Source organism: Nitrosopumilaceae archaeon (assembly GCA_035631875.1).
Taxonomy (GTDB): domain Archaea; phylum Thermoproteota; class Nitrososphaeria; order Nitrososphaerales; family Nitrosopumilaceae; genus TA-20.
In genome coordinates this window covers 130,556-149,551 of record DASQHX010000010.1, presented here as the reverse complement: position 1 = coordinate 149,551, position 18,996 = coordinate 130,556, and the positions used below count along the sequence as shown (strand labels likewise).

General features: G+C 34.8%; 24 protein-coding genes. 15 read left to right on the top strand and 9 right to left on the bottom strand.

Annotation, left to right across the window (positions count from 1 at the left end):
- Window position 1: 1 nt before the first annotated feature.
- The 3 genes from VEU72_05820 to VEU72_05810 all read right to left on the bottom strand — a co-directional run bounded on the left by VEU72_05820 (window position 2) and on the right by VEU72_05810 (window position 1,677).
- Complete coding sequence (locus VEU72_05820; protein ID HYL66651.1) at window positions 2–640, bottom strand: DsbA family protein; 639 nt, start codon at window positions 638–640, stop codon at window positions 2–4.
- A 150-nt stretch (window positions 641–790) separates the two neighbouring features.
- Window positions 791–1,333 (bottom strand): hypothetical protein, encoded by a 543-nt coding sequence (locus VEU72_05815; protein ID HYL66650.1) that lies wholly within the window; start codon window positions 1,331–1,333, stop codon window positions 791–793.
- A gap of 38 nt (window positions 1,334–1,371) precedes the next feature.
- Window positions 1,372–1,677 carry a winged helix-turn-helix domain-containing protein gene (locus tag VEU72_05810; protein ID HYL66649.1) on the bottom strand — a complete coding sequence of 102 codons (306 nt, stop codon included), beginning with the start codon at window positions 1,675–1,677 and terminating at the stop codon, window positions 1,372–1,374.
- Between the two features lie 255 nt (window positions 1,678–1,932).
- Between VEU72_05810 and VEU72_05805 the strand changes: the two genes are divergently transcribed.
- The 3 genes from VEU72_05805 to VEU72_05795 are packed head-to-tail and all read left to right on the top strand — an operon-like array spanning window position 1,933 to window position 6,199.
- On the top strand, window positions 1,933–2,748 hold the full coding sequence (locus VEU72_05805) for an ABC transporter ATP-binding protein (GenBank protein ID HYL66648.1): 816 nt from the start codon (window positions 1,933–1,935) through the stop codon (window positions 2,746–2,748).
- Window positions 2,749–4,890: a hypothetical protein gene (locus VEU72_05800; protein ID HYL66647.1), complete on the top strand. Its 2,142-nt coding sequence runs from the start codon at window positions 2,749–2,751 to the stop codon at window positions 4,888–4,890.
- A gap of 13 nt (window positions 4,891–4,903) precedes the next feature.
- On the top strand, window positions 4,904–6,199 hold the full coding sequence (locus VEU72_05795) for an FtsX-like permease family protein (GenBank protein HYL66646.1): 1,296 nt from the start codon (window positions 4,904–4,906) through the stop codon (window positions 6,197–6,199).
- A gap of 66 nt (window positions 6,200–6,265) precedes the next feature.
- Here VEU72_05795 and VEU72_05790 read toward each other — a convergent pair whose 3' ends face one another.
- Both VEU72_05790 and VEU72_05785 read right to left on the bottom strand, forming a co-directional pair.
- Window positions 6,266–6,988: a CbtA family protein gene (locus tag VEU72_05790; GenBank protein HYL66645.1), complete on the bottom strand. Its 723-nt coding sequence runs from the start codon at window positions 6,986–6,988 to the stop codon at window positions 6,266–6,268.
- A 9-nt stretch (window positions 6,989–6,997) separates the two neighbouring features.
- The gene (locus tag VEU72_05785; protein HYL66644.1) at window positions 6,998–7,216 is read right to left on the bottom strand and encodes a CbtB domain-containing protein; all 219 of its coding nucleotides are present in this window, start codon (window positions 7,214–7,216) and stop codon (window positions 6,998–7,000) included.
- Window positions 7,217–7,327: 111 nt separating this feature from the next.
- Here VEU72_05785 and VEU72_05780 point away from each other — a divergent pair, with 111 nt between their 5' ends.
- A complete protein-coding gene (locus tag VEU72_05780) occupies window positions 7,328–7,966 on the top strand; it encodes a DUF4443 domain-containing protein (protein ID HYL66643.1) in 639 nt (212 codons plus the stop codon).
- A 14-nt stretch (window positions 7,967–7,980) separates the two neighbouring features.
- Here the strand turns inward: VEU72_05780 and VEU72_05775 are convergent, their stop codons facing one another.
- Entirely contained in the window at window positions 7,981–8,319 is a 339-nt protein-coding gene (locus tag VEU72_05775; GenBank protein HYL66642.1) for an ArsR family transcriptional regulator, read from the bottom strand.
- 109 nt (window positions 8,320–8,428) lie between these two features.
- Between VEU72_05775 and VEU72_05770 the strand changes: the two genes are divergently transcribed.
- Window positions 8,429–9,277, top strand: a complete 849-nt coding sequence (locus VEU72_05770) for a hypothetical protein (GenBank protein ID HYL66641.1) — start codon at window positions 8,429–8,431, stop codon at window positions 9,275–9,277.
- 26 nt (window positions 9,278–9,303) lie between these two features.
- Here the strand turns inward: VEU72_05770 and VEU72_05765 are convergent, their stop codons facing one another.
- The gene (locus tag VEU72_05765) at window positions 9,304–10,329 is read right to left on the bottom strand and encodes a formate--phosphoribosylaminoimidazolecarboxamide ligase (GenBank protein HYL66640.1); all 1,026 of its coding nucleotides are present in this window, start codon (window positions 10,327–10,329) and stop codon (window positions 9,304–9,306) included.
- A gap of 26 nt (window positions 10,330–10,355) precedes the next feature.
- A complete protein-coding gene (locus VEU72_05760; protein HYL66639.1) occupies window positions 10,356–10,571 on the bottom strand; it encodes a hypothetical protein in 216 nt (71 codons plus the stop codon).
- Window positions 10,572–10,700: 129 nt separating this feature from the next.
- On the opposite strand from VEU72_05760, the gene VEU72_05755 reads away from it, so the two are divergent.
- The 8 genes from VEU72_05755 (at window position 10,701) to VEU72_05720 (ending at window position 17,177) form a co-directional block, all read left to right on the top strand.
- Window positions 10,701–11,213, top strand: a complete 513-nt coding sequence (locus VEU72_05755; GenBank protein ID HYL66638.1) for a hypothetical protein — start codon at window positions 10,701–10,703, stop codon at window positions 11,211–11,213.
- Between the two features lie 219 nt (window positions 11,214–11,432).
- Window positions 11,433–12,746: an aspartate--tRNA(Asn) ligase gene (gene aspS, locus VEU72_05750; GenBank protein ID HYL66637.1), complete on the top strand. Its 1,314-nt coding sequence runs from the start codon at window positions 11,433–11,435 to the stop codon at window positions 12,744–12,746.
- An 8-nt stretch (window positions 12,747–12,754) separates the two neighbouring features.
- Window positions 12,755–13,021: a hypothetical protein gene (locus tag VEU72_05745; GenBank protein HYL66636.1), complete on the top strand. Its 267-nt coding sequence runs from the start codon at window positions 12,755–12,757 to the stop codon at window positions 13,019–13,021.
- A gap of 1 nt (window position 13,022) precedes the next feature.
- On the top strand, window positions 13,023–14,468 hold the full coding sequence (gene gatA / locus VEU72_05740) for an Asp-tRNA(Asn)/Glu-tRNA(Gln) amidotransferase subunit GatA (protein ID HYL66635.1): 1,446 nt from the start codon (window positions 13,023–13,025) through the stop codon (window positions 14,466–14,468).
- Window positions 14,465–15,874 (top strand): Asp-tRNA(Asn)/Glu-tRNA(Gln) amidotransferase subunit GatB, encoded by a 1,410-nt coding sequence (gene gatB / locus VEU72_05735; protein HYL66634.1) that lies wholly within the window; start codon window positions 14,465–14,467, stop codon window positions 15,872–15,874. Before gatA ends, gatB begins: the two co-directional genes overlap by 4 nt.
- Window positions 15,875–15,927: 53 nt before the next feature.
- On the top strand, window positions 15,928–16,236 hold the full coding sequence (locus tag VEU72_05730; protein HYL66633.1) for a hypothetical protein: 309 nt from the start codon (window positions 15,928–15,930) through the stop codon (window positions 16,234–16,236).
- Window positions 16,237–16,322: 86 nt separating this feature from the next.
- Complete coding sequence (locus tag VEU72_05725; GenBank protein ID HYL66632.1) at window positions 16,323–16,769, top strand: universal stress protein; 447 nt, start codon at window positions 16,323–16,325, stop codon at window positions 16,767–16,769.
- A 54-nt stretch (window positions 16,770–16,823) separates the two neighbouring features.
- On the top strand, window positions 16,824–17,177 hold the full coding sequence (locus tag VEU72_05720) for a hypothetical protein (GenBank protein ID HYL66631.1): 354 nt from the start codon (window positions 16,824–16,826) through the stop codon (window positions 17,175–17,177).
- A gap of 37 nt (window positions 17,178–17,214) precedes the next feature.
- Here VEU72_05720 and VEU72_05715 read toward each other — a convergent pair whose 3' ends face one another.
- A complete protein-coding gene (locus VEU72_05715) occupies window positions 17,215–17,979 on the bottom strand; it encodes an SDR family oxidoreductase (GenBank protein HYL66630.1) in 765 nt (254 codons plus the stop codon).
- Between the two features lie 129 nt (window positions 17,980–18,108).
- Here VEU72_05715 and VEU72_05710 point away from each other — a divergent pair, with 129 nt between their 5' ends.
- On the top strand, window positions 18,109–18,270 hold the full coding sequence (locus tag VEU72_05710) for a hypothetical protein (GenBank protein HYL66629.1): 162 nt from the start codon (window positions 18,109–18,111) through the stop codon (window positions 18,268–18,270).
- 51 nt (window positions 18,271–18,321) lie between these two features.
- Window positions 18,322–18,972, top strand: a complete 651-nt coding sequence (locus tag VEU72_05705) for a phosphoribosyltransferase family protein (protein ID HYL66628.1) — start codon at window positions 18,322–18,324, stop codon at window positions 18,970–18,972.
- The last annotated feature ends 24 nt before the right edge of the window (window positions 18,973–18,996 follow it).

Below are 18,996 nucleotides of genomic sequence, written 5' to 3'. Positions count from 1 at the left end.
GTTAGAATGAATCTAAAACTTGTTTAAAGAAAGAAAATGGCTGTGCACCTTCAATTTTAGTTCCATTCTTACTATTAAAAATCAAAAATGACGGGGTTGCATTGATTCCTATATTCTCACCAAATTTTTGATTATCCAAAACTTTTTGTTCATATTTTTTATCGTCAAGACACTTATCAAACTGAGTTGTATCTATTCCTACAGTGTTGGCAAATTGATCTAACGAGTTTCTATTTACCCAGCCTGTTTTTTCTCCTGCCCAATTTTTGTATAACTCATCATGATATTCCCAATACTTGCCTTGATCATTTGCACAATACGATGCTTCTGCTGCAAGAATAGAATCTGGACCATTAAGAGGAAAGTCACGAAATATGAAATTGACCTTTCCAGTATCAACATATTCTTTGATGAGTGAATCTTCACTATTTTTATAAAATGCATGACAATAAGTGCACTGATAGTCTCCCCATTCTACTATGGTAATTGGAGCATTTGGATTTCCCAATATAGGTGAACCGTTTTGCATTAGTGTTTGTGGAGTTACTTTGGTATCTTGGGTTTGATGTGGATAAAGCATGTAAGATAAAGCAGCAATTGTAATAATCGCAGGTATAGCAACCATGTAGTATCTATTCATAACTGTGTTGCATTTTGAATTGAATATTAAGATTGTCACAGCCTTTATTTTTCTAAATTTATGACGCCGCGATATTTTTAAAACTGAGTAAATCTTTATCAGATTCTATCTAGTTGACATGACTGCACTATTCTCATCTGATAATTATGACTAGTCTTCTCCAAGCTCTTTATCGATTTTGTCATTTAATGACTTGTATTTTATGAATCTCTTATTCCATTTGGAAAAGAAACGATACTCCTTTATTGCAATAAACAACAATATTCCTGCAAATATGATGGAAATTATAATAAAGATACTAATTCCTAAAAATATGGTTCCTGTACCATGTGGGTGTTGTTGCATTTGTTGAATAGGGATATCTTTTATGACTGTTCCATTTTGTGAAACTAATTGAAGATGTGCGCCGTTCATTGGCATATTGGCCGTATATCCTCCCATCATTCCTTCCAAATGCCTGATGTTGTAAGTGGGATGTCCTAGTAATACTCCACCTAATCCTAAAGCAATGGGTGCAAAAAGAAGTGCAGATGCAATAAATATTAAAAACAAACGTCTAGAACTATTTGTATGAGCAAGAAGTTCATCTAGAACTTTAAATAAATTTTCTCCCTTTGATTTATCATTATTTCCGCTGTTACCCTTTTTTTCTTTGATTTCTTTATCATCTGGATTTGTTTCTGATTCTGACATTTTGATATCACTTGGAAATATCCCAATAAAACGCTTCGCTAACTTTGTTCTTCATCTTTTTTCTCCTTTCGTGGAAACATATTCTCATAAGGTTCTAAAACTAGCTTACAAAATTCTCTTCCTTTTTGAGTTACAGCATATTTGATCATTTTTTTACTTCCCCAGGGTTCTTCTGTTTTTTTTATGAATCCTTTTTTTTCTAAACTGTCAAGTATGTCTTTATGTTTCATCAGATTCAAACCACAATAGCTTAAAAGTGATGTTTGATTCATCTCACCATGTTCTGTCAATTTTAATATTATATCCTTTCTTATGTAGACTCTATCTCTATATTCATGTGACAAGGATACCGTCCTATCACTAGTTAATACAAGTATTAAATTTATGTGAAATTTTTCTATCTAATTATATTTGAGTTTCTATATGTGTGAAATATGTTATAGCTATTTACATAATCTGTGTAAACAATATGTAAATAAGAAAAAACCCACATAAGCTCAGTGACGAAAAGAATTTGATTGTCTTTCAGTAACCTTGTTAGTGAACAAGGTTCGACAATCGTTTTATTATGAATAACTATATGTTACGTAGGAGATTTTTTGAACACTAGTGTAAAGTTAATGGATCATGAAATAAACAACCCAATTTCTGATCTTAAAATTCATAATGACTTTACAGTAGGATCTCCTACACAATTTACTGAATCTACAAGATCTACAAATGATGATTCCATATCTTTGAAAATTGAAAATCTTTCAAAGATATATGATTCTGGAGCAGCAGGAAAAGTAGTTGCACTACGAAAAATTAACTTTACAATAAAAAAAGGCGAGTTTGTATCAATTGTAGGTCCATCTGGAAGCGGAAAATCTACACTACTTAATCTAATTGGAGCCTTGGACAGACCTACGATTGGCAAGGTCTACATAGGCGGAATTGACATCTTTTCTCTAAAAGACACCGAAATCGCAACAATACGAAATAACATGATTGGCTTTATTTTCCAATCCTTTAATTTGATTAACAGAACTACAGTACAAAAAAATGTAGAGCTACCTGCAATAATATCAGGAATGTCACGTACAGACAGAAACAGAAGATCTATGAAAATTCTACAGGCGCTAGGAATAGCAGACAAGGCAAAACACAAACCATCAAACCTTAGTGGAGGACAGCAGCAAAGAGTAGCAATAGCTAGATCCTTGGTAAACGATCCAACAATAATTCTTGCAGATGAACCCACAGGAAACCTTGACACAAAAACAGGGGATGATATTTTTCACTTGCTAAAGACATTATCAAACAAATTTAAAAGAACAATAATCATGGTAACACACAATCCAGAACTTGCAGAGTCTACAGATAGATCCATCTTTCTAAGAGATGGAAAGGTGGAAAGAGACACCATAAATTAAATGTCATCAATAAAATCTGTTTTTGGTAAATTACAAAGATCTCTTGTATTAAAAACATCAGTCTTGTCTCTGCTTTTGATAATGTCTCTCTCACTTTCGAATTCATTTGATGCATACGCTGACACACCGTCATGTAGTAGCTCAATTGTTAACATACAGGATTCCAGCTACAGGGGTCCAGTATATTTGGATTCATTTTGGACAGATCAAAGCGCATCATCTACGACCAGTGGTACTCCATTAAAAAAAGAGATAGGCCCAGGAGAAGGCCCATCTACACTTGCTGTTGTTATGGTCAACCGAAGTCCTGTTAGTATTATTGATGTGACAGGAGTACTTAATCTCCCATCTGGATATTCACCTACTGGAACAAGCGGAGATCCTTCAGCTCAAAACATATTCAAAGCTACACTACGAGCTGGAGCAAATAATCCAGCTCTTGCTAGTTATGATAATACTGTAACTAACGGTTCTACATTTACTCTTTTTTTTGATATTAATGTGTCAGATAAGGTCAAGGTCGGTCTATACCCAACACCGCTTGTGGTTAATTATTATGATTCAGGTTCCTTTACGTTGTGTAATTCTGCGCTGATTACTGTACCTTTCATGCTTCCAGGCAAAGTTGTCTTGGATGCAGTTCCAATTACTACAAGCATTCCTCCAAATCAACCAAGTGATGTAAGTATAGCTATAGAAAACAAAGGCAGCTCAGATGCTACTGGAGTGGTTGTTTCTCTAATAGGATTAGGTCAAGGAAAAACAACAGGAAGTTCAAGTGGCAGTTCCGCGTTAACATTACAGTCATCAACGACTCAATTGGTAAACCTTGGTGCAAATACATTCAACATTGGTACTATTCCTGCCTACGGAAAAAGCATTATCACTACATCAATTTATCCAAGTAGTTCTGCAAGTGGTAGTACTCAAGATGTACAACTTCAACTTGCATATGGAAATGCATATGGCTATAAACTGTCATCAACCATTTCAACTGGACTAGTAATATCTCCAGACGTTACTACGTCTACATTGAACATATCGCCAGACAACAAAAATGGTTCACCACTTTTAACTGCAGGAAAGTTGGAAAATCTGAACTTTACAGTTACAAACACTGGCAGAACTATACTTTCAAACCTGATCATCTCTTTAACACCTCCATCTGCAGCTCCACAACAAGCCACACCGAGTTCTATCAGTGTAGTTGGAGATTCTCAATGGACAGTGCCAATTATGAATCCTGGCGATTCTGAAAGATTCTCTACTCAAGTCTTTGCATCCACTAATGTAATTGATACCCCTGCATCATTTACAGTTGCTGCAAGCTACATCTCAAATGGTGTGGCAAAAACCAGCAGTCTGAATCTTGGTGCATATGTAGTTGGTGACATCAACATACAAGTAAATGGCATTTCTGTAAGTAATGTGGGAAGTACCCAAACCCTTACTGGAACTCTCTTAAATCAAGGAAGTACAACAGGATTGTTTACTAGAGTTCAATTACTCCATCCTGAATTACTTGAAAGTCCAATTCAAAATAATACGTATGGACGAAATGCTCAATCAATTGATACTACACAGGGAGGCAATTCTGGAGGAGGATTAGGACAACTCTTTGGAGGCAGTGGTTCCGAACAACCTTCTGGAGGTGGTTCAGGACAATATTCTGGAGGTGGTTCAGGACAACATATTAGAGGTGGATCCTTATCTTCCGCACAAGCAATACTTGCTGATTCTACACCACAATACATTGGAGATCTCTCTTCTGACTCTCCAACACCATTTAGTATTCCGCTTTCAGGAACAATAATGCCTGGTATTCATCAAGTCTCATTCAAAGTTGTATATGCTGACGATTTGAAACATGTTCATGAGTTGACTCTCAATGGAACTGTCAATGCACAACAACCGACTTCATTTGCTAATGCAAGACAAGGTTCAGGATTTAATACATTATTTGGAATTCGTGGTGGAATGATGATGTTTATTTATCTTCCAGTCACCGGGGCATCAGCAGTAGTAGCAACAGTTTTTATCATGAAAAAACGTAATTCTTCAAAGAATAAGATTCAAAAAAATAATAAAAAAGATGTTGATATTGAAGCGTTACTTGATGATTCCATTTCTGATAAAAAGTAAAAGGAACTAGTTTATGCAACCAACAGAAATTTTTTCATTATCCTTTGGTGCACTAAGCGATAGAAAGGTTCGTACTGTTCTTACTGTACTTATGGTATTGGTTGGAAGCAGTCTCATGATTGGTCTAAACGGGCTTAGTGCTGGACAAAGCGCATTTGTCAATCAACAATTAAACAATTTGGCAACAAATGTACTTTTTGTAACTTCAGGTCAGAGAACGTTTAATGTAGATACAACAGCAACATCTATCATACTCAACAATGTGGCGGTAACCAAGATTAAATCCCTTCCTGCTGTTGATGATGTTGTACCAGAATACACTGGTTCTGTTACACTAAACACTCAAGGACGTATCATTCGAGCTTCTGTCATTGCAATTGATCCTCAAAAATTGACAACCATTGTACCAAATGTGCAATATGTAGATGGTTCTGTAGTAAAGGAAACCGATAGTTCTGCAATGCTTGTTGGTGATAGTATTGCAAATCCGCCTGGTGCTACAAGTACATTGATCACTGTAGGTCAAACTGTTAAAGTAACATATTCTTATCCTGATGCCAATGGAAAATCACAACAACAATCTAGAAGCTTTATAGTATCAGGAGTTTTGCAGTCTACTGGATATAATCAAATAGACAGAGCGGTTATCATAAACGAACCTACTGGTAATCAAATATTTCACAAATCAGGCAAGTATGATGTTTTAAATGTTGCAGCACAAACATCTGATAGTGTAGATACTGTACAACAGGAAATTACCGGTCTATACGGAAGTACAATTGGAGTTATCACTCCAAAAGCCATAATGGCTACAAGATTAAATCTGACAAACGGAAACAGTGCCTTTATTCTAAGTGTTGGAATGATTGCATTAGTTGTTGGTGCAGTTGGAATTGTTACAACACTTTACAATTCTGTAACAGAAAGGATCCGTGAGATTGGTACTATGAAAGCAATAGGTGCACAAGGTAAGGATATTCTTGCATTGTTTTTAGTGGAGGCTGTTTTGATTGGAATCTTGGGTGCAACAATTGGATTAATTGTTGGAATAGGTGCAGGCTATGCATTAAGTTCTATATCAGTTAGTTTACCTACTGGGGGTGGAGGCGGAGGTGGTGGTGCATTTGCTGGTGGTGTACGTGCAGCCGCTAGCGCAGTTGCAAGTTCGCCACACGTATCTCCGATATTTCTTCCAGTTGACATGATCAAAGTTTGGATATTGTCAGTAATTCTAAGTATTGCTGCGGGATTGTTTCCTGCATGGAAGGCGTCAAGACTATCTCCGATGGTAGCATTAAGAAGAGAATAAAATCCTTTCATCTTAATATGACATCACAAAATTTTTCAATGTAAAATTATGGGCTTGAGGTGTATGTTAGGTTCTTGTTGTAACTATATCTGGATGAAATTTTTGCCAAAGTAAACCAAGTATTAATGCATTGACAATCCAATACAATGTCATTGTACCCAGAGATGCTATTCTGAAACCATTTATCAGATCCAATGGTGCTGTAATCTTGTCTGGGTTTTGGGGCATTAGTAAGAAAACCATGATCATGTATACAGCATATCCTATAAGTATGAGGAATTTTTTATTTTGTAATCTGTTGTATAATTTTGCAAAACCAAGCGCACCAAGACCAGATAATGCTATGAATGCAATATAGATTGAACTTCTAAACATTATTGTATTTGGATCGCCAACTGTTGGAGGATTAGCTGGATATTTCAAAAATGGAATAAAAAATAATGTAAACCACATTATTCCTGCAAGAATTAGTGCTTTTTTGACATTATGTTTACTTGGGATTTTATTTCTTGAATATGCAAACACTATGCCAAATAGTGCACCTGTAGAAAGTCCTAATATTCCGCCTGATAGAACACCGCCTTCTTTTTGCCATGTTCTGTATTTGCTAAATTCATCCCAAAACTGTGGAGTATCTTTTACTTGCCCTTCTAAAAATTTATTTTGATTTTCTATTCCTATTGCGGTATCAAGATATGGTTCTACTATTGCAAGATTGACAAGACCATGAACAAGCCCTGCAGAAAAACCCGAAATTAGAACTATGGCAAGAAAAATCGAGGTTTTCATTAAAAACCACTAGTGACATGGAAAACCTGATGCGTGTCTCATGTCATGTGAGAACTCGTGAAGATACATATCGCCGTATGCTTTTGGACCTTCAATCATACTAAACAGCTGACCTTGATCGAATCCCATACTAAAAAAGCCAACTCCGAACAATACCAAAAGAATTCCTATGGCTAATTTTGGAACTCCATGACTTGATTTTGTTAGTTGTTGCAAAATGTTTGTCATTTTCTATTTTAGAAATTGAATTGTATTTAAGCGATTGGATGGTTTATCCAACTCTTGCTTTTCTAAAATTAATTTAAATACAATTAGCGATCTAAACAGGACTGAAAACAAATGCATCAGGTACTACGACTGCTCTCCAAAGTAGCAGAAAGATACGCTCCCAGTAGATTGCTAAGTTTTGATTCAGTTCATGTGTTAAAAACAATGCAGTTAATGGAAAATAAGAAAAAAATAAGCCGATCATTATTAATGCGTGAATTAGGTCTTGGAGAGGGCTCTGTAAAGACGCTTGTAAAACATATGAAAATGTCAGGCTTGGTAGAAAACTCTAATGCCGGAATGTGGCCCACAAATAAAGGAAAAACAGTGTATGAGAAATTACATGATGTAATTCCAAATGAGATGGACGTTTTCAAATGTTCAATTGCGTTAGGAAAATTCAACTATGCGGTATTGGTAAAGGATATTGCCTATAATGTTGGAAGTGGCATCGAACAACGAGATGCCGCTATCAAATTGGGCGCAGTAGGTGCGACCACACTGATATTTAAAAATGGTAGACTTCTAATGCCAGATACACAAGAAGATTTGTTAAGAAATAACCCAAAAATACATTCGTTAATCATAAAGAAATTAGTTCCTAATGACAACGATGTGATAATAATAGGAAGTTCTGATAACAAAAGAACTGCTGAACTGGCTGCTAAAAGTGCGGCATTACATACAATTGCAAATCATGAAAAACACTAAAGTTATTCAAACTATCATCTTTGATCATTTGGAGTTAGAATAATTGTGGGTTCTGGTTTTTTTATGCTTACGTCTGCTCTACTTATTCTGCTTTTGTAAATTTTAAATTTCTTGCCATTGTCTGATAATATCCATTTGTCAACTTTAACAAGAGCAATATCTTCAAGATCTGAAATCTTTTTGTAAACTGAACTAAGAGGAATTCTATGTGTTTCGGATAATTCCATTGCTGTTTTTCCTTGTTTGATTATGGAAAACAAAATTACTCTTGATTGCGCATCAGCTAGAGCTTCAATGATTTTTTGATTTACATCATATTTTTTTAATTGCGAAAGTGAATGTCTTTTTCTCAATGATTTTTCAATTAGGACAGCCTAACTATTTAAGTGACATGTAACTCATTCTAAGATTTTAGAATGAGTTTCTCGTTTAAATAAAGTTAGCTTGTCCTAACTAAGATGTATGATAGATTACTGGCAGCTCTTACTTTTGGGCGCCATAGCCGGGTTCACAATATTTCTTGGTCTTCCAGTTGCTAGATTACAAAATCTTAGTTCAAAAAAGAAGGGATTTCTTAATGCTCTTGCGTTAGGAATTTTAGTATTTTTAATAATTGACGTCTTTAGTCATGCATATGAGACTGCATCAAATGCAGCAACTAACGCATTTTCTGGAAAAGGAGGTACAGGAGACGCAATAGTTGATCTTGCTGCAATGTTTGGTGGAATTGCTATTGGTCTTATTGGATTAGTATACTATGAAACAAAGATAATGACAAAAAAATTCCCACAAATTTTATCTCTTGAAAATATCAAGAGCGGCGATGACCATCTCCACAAAGTATTCCACGATGCAAGTGCATACAAGCTTGCCATGATGATTGCAATTGGAATTGGCTCTCATAACTTTAGCGAAGGATTGGCTATTGGTCAATCATATATTGCAGGACAGATAGGACTTGCAATAATTCTGATAATAGGATTTGGTGCTCATAATACTACTGAAGGATTTGGAATTGCAGGTCCACTTACAGGCCTTCTAACAAAGCCATCTGCCAAATTTCTTGCAAAGGTAGGCCTAATTGGTGGTGGACCGACATTTATCGGTACAATACTTGGTAGTTTGTGGAACTCTAATATTGCATACATATTGTTCTTATCCATTGCAGGCGGTGCACTCATTTACGTTTCTATGTTAATGTACAATACGGGAAGAAAACATACAACAAACGATGTTCTGATGGTTGGCATTTTTATCGGTCTGTGTATTGGGTTTGTTACAGATCTTGTGGTCACACTTGGTGGTTCATAAATATTTTCCAATTAAAAACAAAAGTTTTAGGTTGTTATTTTTGCAAGCTGATTGTCACTTTTAGCCTTCTTGATTTCGCGAGCTATCCTTTTTCCCATGCTCATAGGTTCATCATAAAGAAATGTCGAATACGGTGACCCGTCTACATACAGATTGGTACCTGCAACTATTCGTGCAGAAAACTCGAATGTGGTAAATTTTCCATTATCATCATAAACTCCTTCTAAACAAAACGGACCATTCATTCCAGGGGCAACTAGTCTTTTTGCCGTATCTACAAACCGGTCTCCCATTGAATAGACTTCGTCAAGAAGTGATTCTCTTAAGACTATTGGACTGTTTCCAATCACATTAAAAGATGGAATCAAATCAATATCCATTTGCTGTGGTGCTGGAATTCTTCCAAGTCCATCGATATCCGATTCATATCTTCTATCTACTCCAAAAAATTCCAATTCTCCAGTCAATGGTGAATAAAAATATTGAAGATACGCGGATACTCCAAATGCATATTCTTGGAGATATAGATCACTGTCTCCTTTGATAATGCCTTGAGCAATTAACTTGTCACGTTTTTTGTTATAGTCTTTTTCACTTGTAGTCAAAAAATACCCTTTGCCTCCAGCGGCTCCATGTCTTTTTGCTATCACTAGCGTACTGATGTCTTTTGGACTAGGGATTGTCTTGGGAACATTGAGATTTGACTCCACCATTAGTTTTTCTTTCATTTTTCTATCTGATTCCCATCTGAGTATCCATTTGTTGCCAAAAACTGGAATTTTAATTGATTCTATTTGTGATGAATTCATTTGAGAAATAAGGGTGCCATGTGGGATTATTATTGCATCATCATCTTTTAGCTGTGAAGAGCATTTTAGTTCTGATAATTCTAAAAATGTATCAACTAGGATTAGTTTGTCTATGAACTTAAATCTACGATAAAGTTTTTCACGTTTTTTTTCACATACAAGTATGGTCTTAAATCCCTCATCTTTTGCTCCTTTTAAGACCTGTAATGCACAATGAGAACCAAGTGTAGCTATGGATGTCATCTGTAATTTTCCTTATAGGCGGTTCTTTATGAAAGTTCCATGTGAGAATTTGAAATAAAAGAAAACACATCATCAATTAACTCCATTGATAAATCAGATCTTGAACTTTCAGGAATGGTTTTAAGAATAAAATCTATGACTGATTGGTTTTGAGGAAGTGTATCATCCTGTAATTTTTGTGAATACAAGGTAATGGCGTTTGATATTGAAATGATCAATTTTTCCCTATTAGTAAGTGCCAATAATATGCATAATTCTGTTTAATTTATAGAGGTTTTGAAGACGATTTAAAATTAGAATAGACATGTAAACCAGACCTGCTATCACAAAGTCCATATATTATTAATTTTGATATTCAAGATGGTTCAAACATGGAAAAATTAGTGTATGGTAATCACACAAAATTAGTTACTATAAAAGATAAATCCATAATTTCCTTAATTCTTCATTCTTATGCTGATGAAGACAAGAAAAAAATTCTAAATATAACTGCAAACAAGCCACGTATAATTTTAGATATCATAAGTGCATCAAAATTACCACAAACATCTTCTTATAGAAAAATTAATTCGCTTATAAAAAATGGCTTGTTAATTGCAGACGGTGAAGTTACAAGAAGATATGGAAAAATAGTAACAAAATATGTGTCTTTATTTGAGAATCTGGAAATTAACATTATAAAAAATGATATTAGTGTCAAAGTAAAATTTAGTGAAGATGCATGTCAAGCTGTTTTTCGCATGATGCGTAAAAAAATTATAAACTTTAAAAAAGAAAATATCTCAAATTCAAAAAGTTATAATGCAGTTGGAACAGAATCTATCATAATATCCTCTAATTCCATGATTCCATTTCTTATAAAAAACAGAATTATCAAAGTTTGAAACCAGGTTTTTGTCACAAAAAATATTGACAACTCTTTTTTAATCTGCATCAAGATATATCAGCATACCCGACACAGGTATGTGGTTTAACTTGTGGGATAAACTCTCAACAAGAACCACTTTTTATCCCCTTTAATGCTTGCATCTAATTGAGAATTACATGAATGTGGTATTCAAAACATAAATTAACACTAAGTAGAACAGATTTGATGAAAAGGTTTGACAGACAATAATCTTGGAATTTGGCGTAGAACGATTTATTCAAACGAAATTAATCCCTCCATGGAAGGAAAAGAAGTAATTGTGATGGGTTGGGTATCTAGTGTGAGAGACCACGGAAATCTCATTTTTATGATGATTACTGACAAAAATGGGGATATTCAAATTACTGCTAAGAAAGGTGATTCTAGAGAAGAATTACGGCAAGAAATTGTAAAGCTAAAAGAACAGTCAAGTATTGCCATAAAAGGAACAATCAAACCCTCAAACAAGGCTCCACATGGCGCAGAGATTAGTCCTCTTGAAATGAAAGTTTTTTCTCAAGCAGAAAAGATTGCACCTTTTACATCACAAGCAAAAACTGTTGCCAACATTGATACTCGTTTAGAAATACGTGCAGTAGATCTCCGAAGAAGTATTTTACAACATGTTTTCAAGGCACGAAGTCTAGTTTTAAAATCCATCCGTGATTATCTGTATGAAAAAGAGTTTGTAGAAGTAAATACACCAAAAATGATTGCTACAGCTACCGAAGGAGGTGCTGCACTATTTCCAATATTTTACTATAACAAAGAAGCATTTCTTGCCCAAAGCCCACAACTTTACAAAGAACAGTTGACAATGAGCTTTGAGAAAGTTTTTGAAATTGCTCCTATTTTTAGAGCTGAACCTTCTAGAACAAACAGACATCTCTCTGAGGCTATTTCAATAGATCTAGAAGAAGCATTTGCAGATTACAACGATATTATGAGACACATTGAAAATATAGTAAAACGAGTCGTACTGGTAATACAAGATTATAATGAAAAATTAAATTCTGATGTTAAATTTCAAACTCCTGAAATTTCTGATTCTATCCCACAGTATACATATTCTGAGCTAATTGAAAAGATGCAAAAAGCTGGAATAACTACTGAGTGGGGAGACGATCTGTATGCATCTAATCTGAAAAAACTCAACATTACAGGATTTTATTTTATAAAGGATTGGCCATTGGGTCCAAAGCCATTTTATGTGAAAGCAAAAGCAGATGACCATAAACTATCTGAATCATTTGATTTCATGTATGGTGACTTGGAGCTCTCATCTGGTAGTACCAGAATCGAAAAAAGATCTGATCTTGAGGAAAGAATGAAAAACAAAGGGTTCAAGCTTGACCCATTTGATTATCATCTTAGAGTATTTGATTATGGTGTTCCGCCTCATGCAGGATGTGGAATTGGTCTTGAAAGATTGATGATGGCACTAACAGGGACAGAAAATATTAGAGATGTAACATTTTATCCAAGAGACGTGGATAGACTCACACCGTAGGGAAAATAATGGTAGATAAAAAAGAAATAGAACACCTTAGTGATTTAATAAAAATAGAGATTAGAGATCCACAAAAATATATTTTACAAGTAGAACAGATTTTGAATTATTTTGAACGCTTGGATAAAGTGGAGATTACTACAGAGGATTTACTTAGACAAGAATTAACACTTGATGATCTACGTGAAGATAAATTTGTGCCATATGGAGAGAATCTTATTGAAAAATTAAAAAAGACTAGAGAAAATTTTGTTAGGGCTCCAAAGATGGTTTAAGATGACACTTGCAATTTCTATAGCTCAATATATACAAAAATTACGAGATGGCGAATCCTCTTCTGAGGAGTTTGTTGCAAAAACACTAGAGAGAATAAACAAGGTAGAAAAAAACCTTCATGCGTTTATATCAATAAATGAAAATGCAATAGAACAAGCAAAACAGATAGATAAAAAAATCAGAGCAAAAGAAAAAGTTGGCTTATGTTTTGGCATGCCGATTTCAATTAAAGATAATATTTGTACAAAAGGTATGAAAACAACATGCGCGTCAAAAATGCTTGAAGACTTTGTTGCACCATATGACGCTACCGTTGTTTCAAAATTAAAATCAAAAGATGCAATAATTATTGGTAAGGCAAATTTGGATGAATTTGCTATGGGCTCTACAACAGAATATAGCTATTTTGGCCCTAGCCGAAATCCATGGAATACAGATTATGTGCCAGGAGGCTCATCAGGTGGAAGCGGTGTTTCTGTTAGTGCATTTGAGTGTATTGCATCACTTGGGTCTGATACTGGTGGTTCTGTGAGAAGCCCGGCTAGTTTTTGTTCTGTGGTTGGCCTAAAACCGACATATGGACTAATTAGCAGATATGGTTTGGTATCATTTGCAAACAGTATTGAGCAGATAGGTCCACTTGCGCGAACTGTCAAAGATGTTGCATTTATTTTGAATATTATTGCAGGGCGTGACTCTCATGATAATACTACAATTGAAAATGGAACGCCTGATTATACTGAGGATATTGATGTAGGTGTATCAGGTAAAAAAATTGGAATAATTTCAGAGATGGTTGGCGAGGGAGTAGACAAAGATGTCCAATCAGCTACAAAACACGCCGTATCTACATTTGAAAAACTTGGTGCAGAATGTATTCCAATCTCGCTTGATTCAGCACAACATTCTGTTGCTGCATATTACACTTTGGCATCTGCAGAAGCAAGCAGTAACCTTGCACGATTTGATAATCTGCGGTACGGTTTTGATTTTAGTGTAGAAGGATACGAGTATAACTCATACATTTCCAAAGTACGAAGCAATCTTGGACCTGAAGTCACAAGAAGGATGCTGCTTGGAACATTTGTGCTTTCAGCTGGGTATTACGGAAAATATTATCAAAAAGCACAAAAAGTTAGAAGCCTAATTAAATCACAACTTACTGACTCCTTTAAAAAAGTAGATCTTCTTTTAGCTCCCACAATGCCAATTCTGCCATTTAAGATTGGCGAAAAAATTGATGATCCGTTGAAGATTTACTTGCTTGATATTAATACAATAATTGCAAATCTTTCTGGAATCCCCGCTATTTCTGTTCCATTTGCAATGTCAAATGGATTGCCTATAGGAATTCAACTCTTTGCAAATTCTCTTCAAGAGAAGCAGCTATTACAATCAGCTTATGCATTACAGAAAACAACAAACCTTCCTGAGGTGCCAATTTGACAAAGATAGGATTAGAGATTCATTGTCAGCTTACAAAACTTGAAAGTAAGCTATTCTGTTCTTGCAAGGCAGACTATAGGAGTTTTGAGCCAAACTCCAACATTTGTCCAGTATGTATGGGGCTGCCAGGCTCATTGCCTATTTTGAATAAAAAAGCTGTTGAAAAAGCAGCCTTGCTGTCTATCGCACTAGGATGCAAAATACCTCCAAAGATTGGATTTTTCAGAAAAAATTATTTCTATCCTGATCTTCCAAAAAATTTCCAGATTACCCAGTATAACGCATATGGTCCAACAAGTATTGGTTATGATGGAATGATTGTAATCGAGGACAGGGAAATTAAAATCAGAAGAATACAGCTAGAAGAGGATCCTGGCAGACTGGTATATAGTGGAAGCTCAGAGAAAACACAGATTACTTTGGTTGACTACAACAGGGCAGGAACTCCACTTGTTGAAATGGTAACTGAACCTGATTTTGAAAATCCCAAACAAGTTAGAATCTTTTTAAACATTCTAGCTGATTTGGTAGAAAATCTAGGTGTAGCAGATCCGTCTCTAGAGGGCGCCTTTAGAGTTGATGGCAACATTTCAATTGAAAAAGGAGAAAGGGTGGAAATTAAAAACGTAGGCTCATTTCGTGATATAGAAAAGGCACTTCACTTTGAGATAACAAGACAGCAAAGCTTGGCAGAAAGAGGAATACCAATTCCTGCAGAAACAAGACATTGGGACGAAGCAAGAAAAATTACTGTATCATCTAGATTAAAAGAAGAAGAGCAAGATTACCGTTATTTTCCAGAAGAAGATATTCCAAGAATAATAATTGAAAAATCACTACTTGACAACTTGAAAAAAACAATGCCAGAAAGCATCATGTCCAAAAAAGTGAGATACATAAACAAATATGGAATCCCAGCTCAAGTTGCCGAAGTCCTATCTTCTGACAAATTTTATTCTGATTTATTTGAACAATCTCATACAGAAAAAAATGCTAAAGAAATTGCAAATCTCATAACTACAGATCTCAAAGGCTTTGCTGATACTAAAGAACAACGAGAACAACTCAAACTCACTCCAAAACATCTATCTGATTTGGCTGATTCCATATTGAACAACAAAATTACAAGAGTTTCTGGAAAAACTGCTTTACAGGAAATATTAAAGACAGGGAAACCTGTTTCAGAAATAATTTCTAGCCTTGACTTGGGCAATGTTGATGACGAGTCATCACTAGTAAAAGCAATAGACGAAGTTTTTACTGAAGAACAAAAAGCTGTATCTGAAGCAAAACAAAACCCTGATACAATTAACTACCTTGTAGGCAAAGTGATGAGAAAGACAAAAGGTAAGGCCAATCCCTCACTTACTCTTGATATGATCAAGAAAAAACTAGATTCACAATAACGCATTTTTTAATAGATGGATGGAAATTTATTCATCTTTGTTGAGAATTAATCGTGGAAAAGGACAGCGGTATCTGTAAAGGTGTTTGTAAAGAGTATAAGATTAGAAAACCAAGGGATGGGACAAGTCGTTATTTGTCAGGTCAAGTACGATGTCAGATTTGTGGAGTCTTTATCACAAGGCAAGGATGTCATGACAGAGAAGAAAACCCAGTAACCGCTGACACGGTAGATCTGTACTGTAATTGTTGTAACTGCATGGTAAGATCAAAACCAAGAAATAAACCTGGAATGAAATCTATTAAAAAAACACCGCAAGAAGAATACGATGAACTAACGAAAATCAACCAAAATACAAACTAGAACATTTATTTCTTCATTGGTTTATTTTTAAGCGGAACCTTATAAAATCAGCATTAAGAAGAGATGATTAATGGTAATGTTATAGAATGATGATTCAAAATATTCTGGTTCCATACGAGGGATCACCAATGTCAAAAAAAGCGCTAGAGTTGGGAAAAGAAATTGCGCGAAATTTTAACGCAACACTGAATATTTTAATGGTCGTTCCACTCTATTATCCTATTAATGATTCAATATACGTGGGTGCGATGGCTACTAATTATCAAAAAATTGTAAAAGAGCTAACAACTCAAGGAGAAAAAGATCTTAGTAAGGTGACAGCAAAATGCCGTGAAGAGGGCTCAAAGGCATCTTACAAAATAGTTCATGATGATGTTTCTAACGCAATTTTAAAACAAGCCAAGAAAAATAAAACTGATCTTATAATAATGGGTAGCAGACGCATGAAAGGTCTTGCAGCAATCAAAAGAATTGGCAGCACCGCAAGATATGTTTCTGAACATGCTACATGTCCAGTTACCGTAATTCATTAGATAAATTATGAAAATAATAAGATCCTTAAAATAAAACCAAATGATATAATTTGTATGCAAGGTTCAAGCGCTTTAGATAATTATGATTTAAAAAAAGCACACAAAGCACTCAAAATGCTCCTTATTGATCGAAGTAATGAGTTTCGTACACTTGCTCAGGGCATAGGATATCCAACCAACACTAAAGATTGGGAATTAATAGTCTTGAATTTTTGTCTTGATTTTGTAGAATGCTTCAATATTTGGTCTGATGAGGCGACACCAGATCACAATCAAATCCACAAATGCATGACACAGATGCGACAGCTAGCTAGAGGGAAATCAAACATGACTGAAGTTACACATCTTGAGAATACGGCATACCTGATAGCAGAAGATTTTAAATCAATTTACAAAAGAATGGAATAAAATTCAAGTAACAAAAAACAATCACTCTTTATTTTAATTATCCTTCAGAGGCGGATTTTCCACCATCTACATTTAAGATCATACCAGTAATCCAACTTGCTTCATCTGATGCCAAGTAGACAGCAGCATTTGCAACATCCACAGGTTCTCCTATCCTGTTTAATGGTTGTTTGTCCTCTAAAACTTTTCTTGCATCAGGATAATCCACATAAGGTTTTATCATTCCGGCATTGATGATTCCAGGATTTATACAGTTACAACGAATGTTTTTTCTTGCATATTCTATAGCTATGCCTTTTGTAAACATGTTAATTGCAGCCTTGGTTGTACAATATACCGTCAAGTGTACCTTTGGTATTGCACGTTCACTTGATATTGAACCAATGTTAATGATTGATCCACTTTTATTTTCTAGCATTTTAATTAAGACTGATTTTGTAATTCTAAAAGTTCCGTAGATGTTTGTGTTTATCAAAGCTGACCAATCAGATTCGGGCATTTCATGAAAATGTATTGGGTCGTTGATAAGACCTGCACTGTTTACAAGTATGTCTATTTTTCTATAATGATCAGAAATTTGTTTTACTGTCTGTAACACCTGCGCCTCATTTGTAAGATCACATGGAATTCCGACTGTTTTTGTGTCATAGTTTTTTATTGTTTTTCGCGCTTTCTCAAGTTTGTCAAAATTTCTGCCTAATAAAACAACATTTGCACCCTCCTCGACAAATCTTTTTGAAATTTCTAATCCTATGTCACTTGAGGCACCACTAACTATTGCAACTTTGTCTTTTAATCTCATAATGTGATTAAGAAATAATCATATATGAATATTAAACCTCTCTCATCATCTTGACGATCCATGATTCCATTCAATTGTCATATACAATCTAGTACACCTGCTTATTAAGAAAAATATAGTATATTTTTCATGGAACAAAGGTTAACATGTGCAAATCATTCCAACGAAGAAATAATTCTTGATCAAATAGGATGGAATAGTTTCAACTGTCCAATATGTGGTAGTGATTACTCTCTTGGAAGAAAAGTAATAGTGTTGGATCTCAAATCCATGAAACAACATCGTCACTGATTATTTTGTTTTGCAAGATTTTAATCATATGATAATATACAATAAAAAATAATGGATAAGATTTTTAAAGATAGAACAGACGCTGCAAAGAGACTTTGCGAGAAGCTATTGTGGTTAAAAGATGAAAATCCTATAATCCTTGCTATACCTAGAGGTGGAGTAATCATCGCTGATGTGATCTCTTCTATTTTAAATTGTAAATTAGATGTTATAGTTTCAAGAAAAGTTGGTGCACCAGACAATCAAGAGCTTGCAATAGGCGCAGTTATGCATGACGGAAGTTATTTTCCAAACATCAAAATTATTAATGCGCTAAACATTCCAGAAAGTTTTGTTGAAGAAGAGATTACAAAGCAAAGAAAGGAAATTGAACGCAGATTGATGAAATTTAGAGAAAGCAGAGAATATGATTTAGCTGAAAAGACTATTGTTCTAGTTGATGACGGAATTGCTACAGGGGCAACCATGTCAGTAGCTGCTCATTGGATAAAAAAACAAAAACCAAAAAAACTCATAATTGCAATACCTATCGGACCTCCTGAAACAATATCTGAACTAAATCAATTAGCAGACATAGTAGTTTTACAATCTCCGTATATTTTTAATGCAGTGGGTGAATTCTACGAAATGTTTGATCAAGTAAGTGATGAAGAGGTGCAGGAAATTATGAAAAAACACGGTTACAAACTCAAATCAATATAACATGTTCATATTGTAATTTCCTAC

Bases quoted from the DNA above. Each gene is read 5' to 3' on its own strand.
- VEU72_05820 (HYL66651.1), bottom strand. From the start codon at position 640: ATGAATAGATACTACATGGTTGCTATACCTGCGATTATTACAATTGCT.
- VEU72_05815 (HYL66650.1), bottom strand. From the start codon at position 1,333: ATGTCAGAATCAGAAACAAATCCAGATGATAAAGAAATCAAAGAAAAA.
- VEU72_05800 (HYL66647.1), top strand. From the start codon at position 2,749: ATGTCATCAATAAAATCTGTTTTTGGTAAATTACAAAGATCTCTTGTA.
- VEU72_05795 (HYL66646.1), top strand. From the start codon at position 4,904: ATGCAACCAACAGAAATTTTTTCATTATCCTTTGGTGCACTAAGCGAT.
- VEU72_05790 (HYL66645.1), bottom strand. From the start codon at position 6,988: ATGAAAACCTCGATTTTTCTTGCCATAGTTCTAATTTCGGGTTTTTCT.
- VEU72_05785 (HYL66644.1), bottom strand. From the start codon at position 7,216: ATGACAAACATTTTGCAACAACTAACAAAATCAAGTCATGGAGTTCCA.
- VEU72_05780 (HYL66643.1), top strand. From the start codon at position 7,328: ATGCATCAGGTACTACGACTGCTCTCCAAAGTAGCAGAAAGATACGCT.
- VEU72_05770 (HYL66641.1), top strand. From the start codon at position 8,429: ATGATAGATTACTGGCAGCTCTTACTTTTGGGCGCCATAGCCGGGTTC.
- VEU72_05765 (HYL66640.1), bottom strand. From the start codon at position 10,329: ATGACATCCATAGCTACACTTGGTTCTCATTGTGCATTACAGGTCTTA.
- VEU72_05755 (HYL66638.1), top strand. From the start codon at position 10,701: ATGGAAAAATTAGTGTATGGTAATCACACAAAATTAGTTACTATAAAA.
- VEU72_05745 (HYL66636.1), top strand. From the start codon at position 12,755: ATGGTAGATAAAAAAGAAATAGAACACCTTAGTGATTTAATAAAAATA.
- gatA (HYL66635.1), top strand. From the start codon at position 13,023: ATGACACTTGCAATTTCTATAGCTCAATATATACAAAAATTACGAGAT.
- VEU72_05725 (HYL66632.1), top strand. From the start codon at position 16,323: ATGATGATTCAAAATATTCTGGTTCCATACGAGGGATCACCAATGTCA.
- VEU72_05720 (HYL66631.1), top strand. From the start codon at position 16,824: ATGCAAGGTTCAAGCGCTTTAGATAATTATGATTTAAAAAAAGCACAC.
- VEU72_05715 (HYL66630.1), bottom strand. From the start codon at position 17,979: ATGAGATTAAAAGACAAAGTTGCAATAGTTAGTGGTGCCTCAAGTGAC.
- VEU72_05710 (HYL66629.1), top strand. From the start codon at position 18,109: ATGGAACAAAGGTTAACATGTGCAAATCATTCCAACGAAGAAATAATT.
- VEU72_05705 (HYL66628.1), top strand. From the start codon at position 18,322: ATGGATAAGATTTTTAAAGATAGAACAGACGCTGCAAAGAGACTTTGC.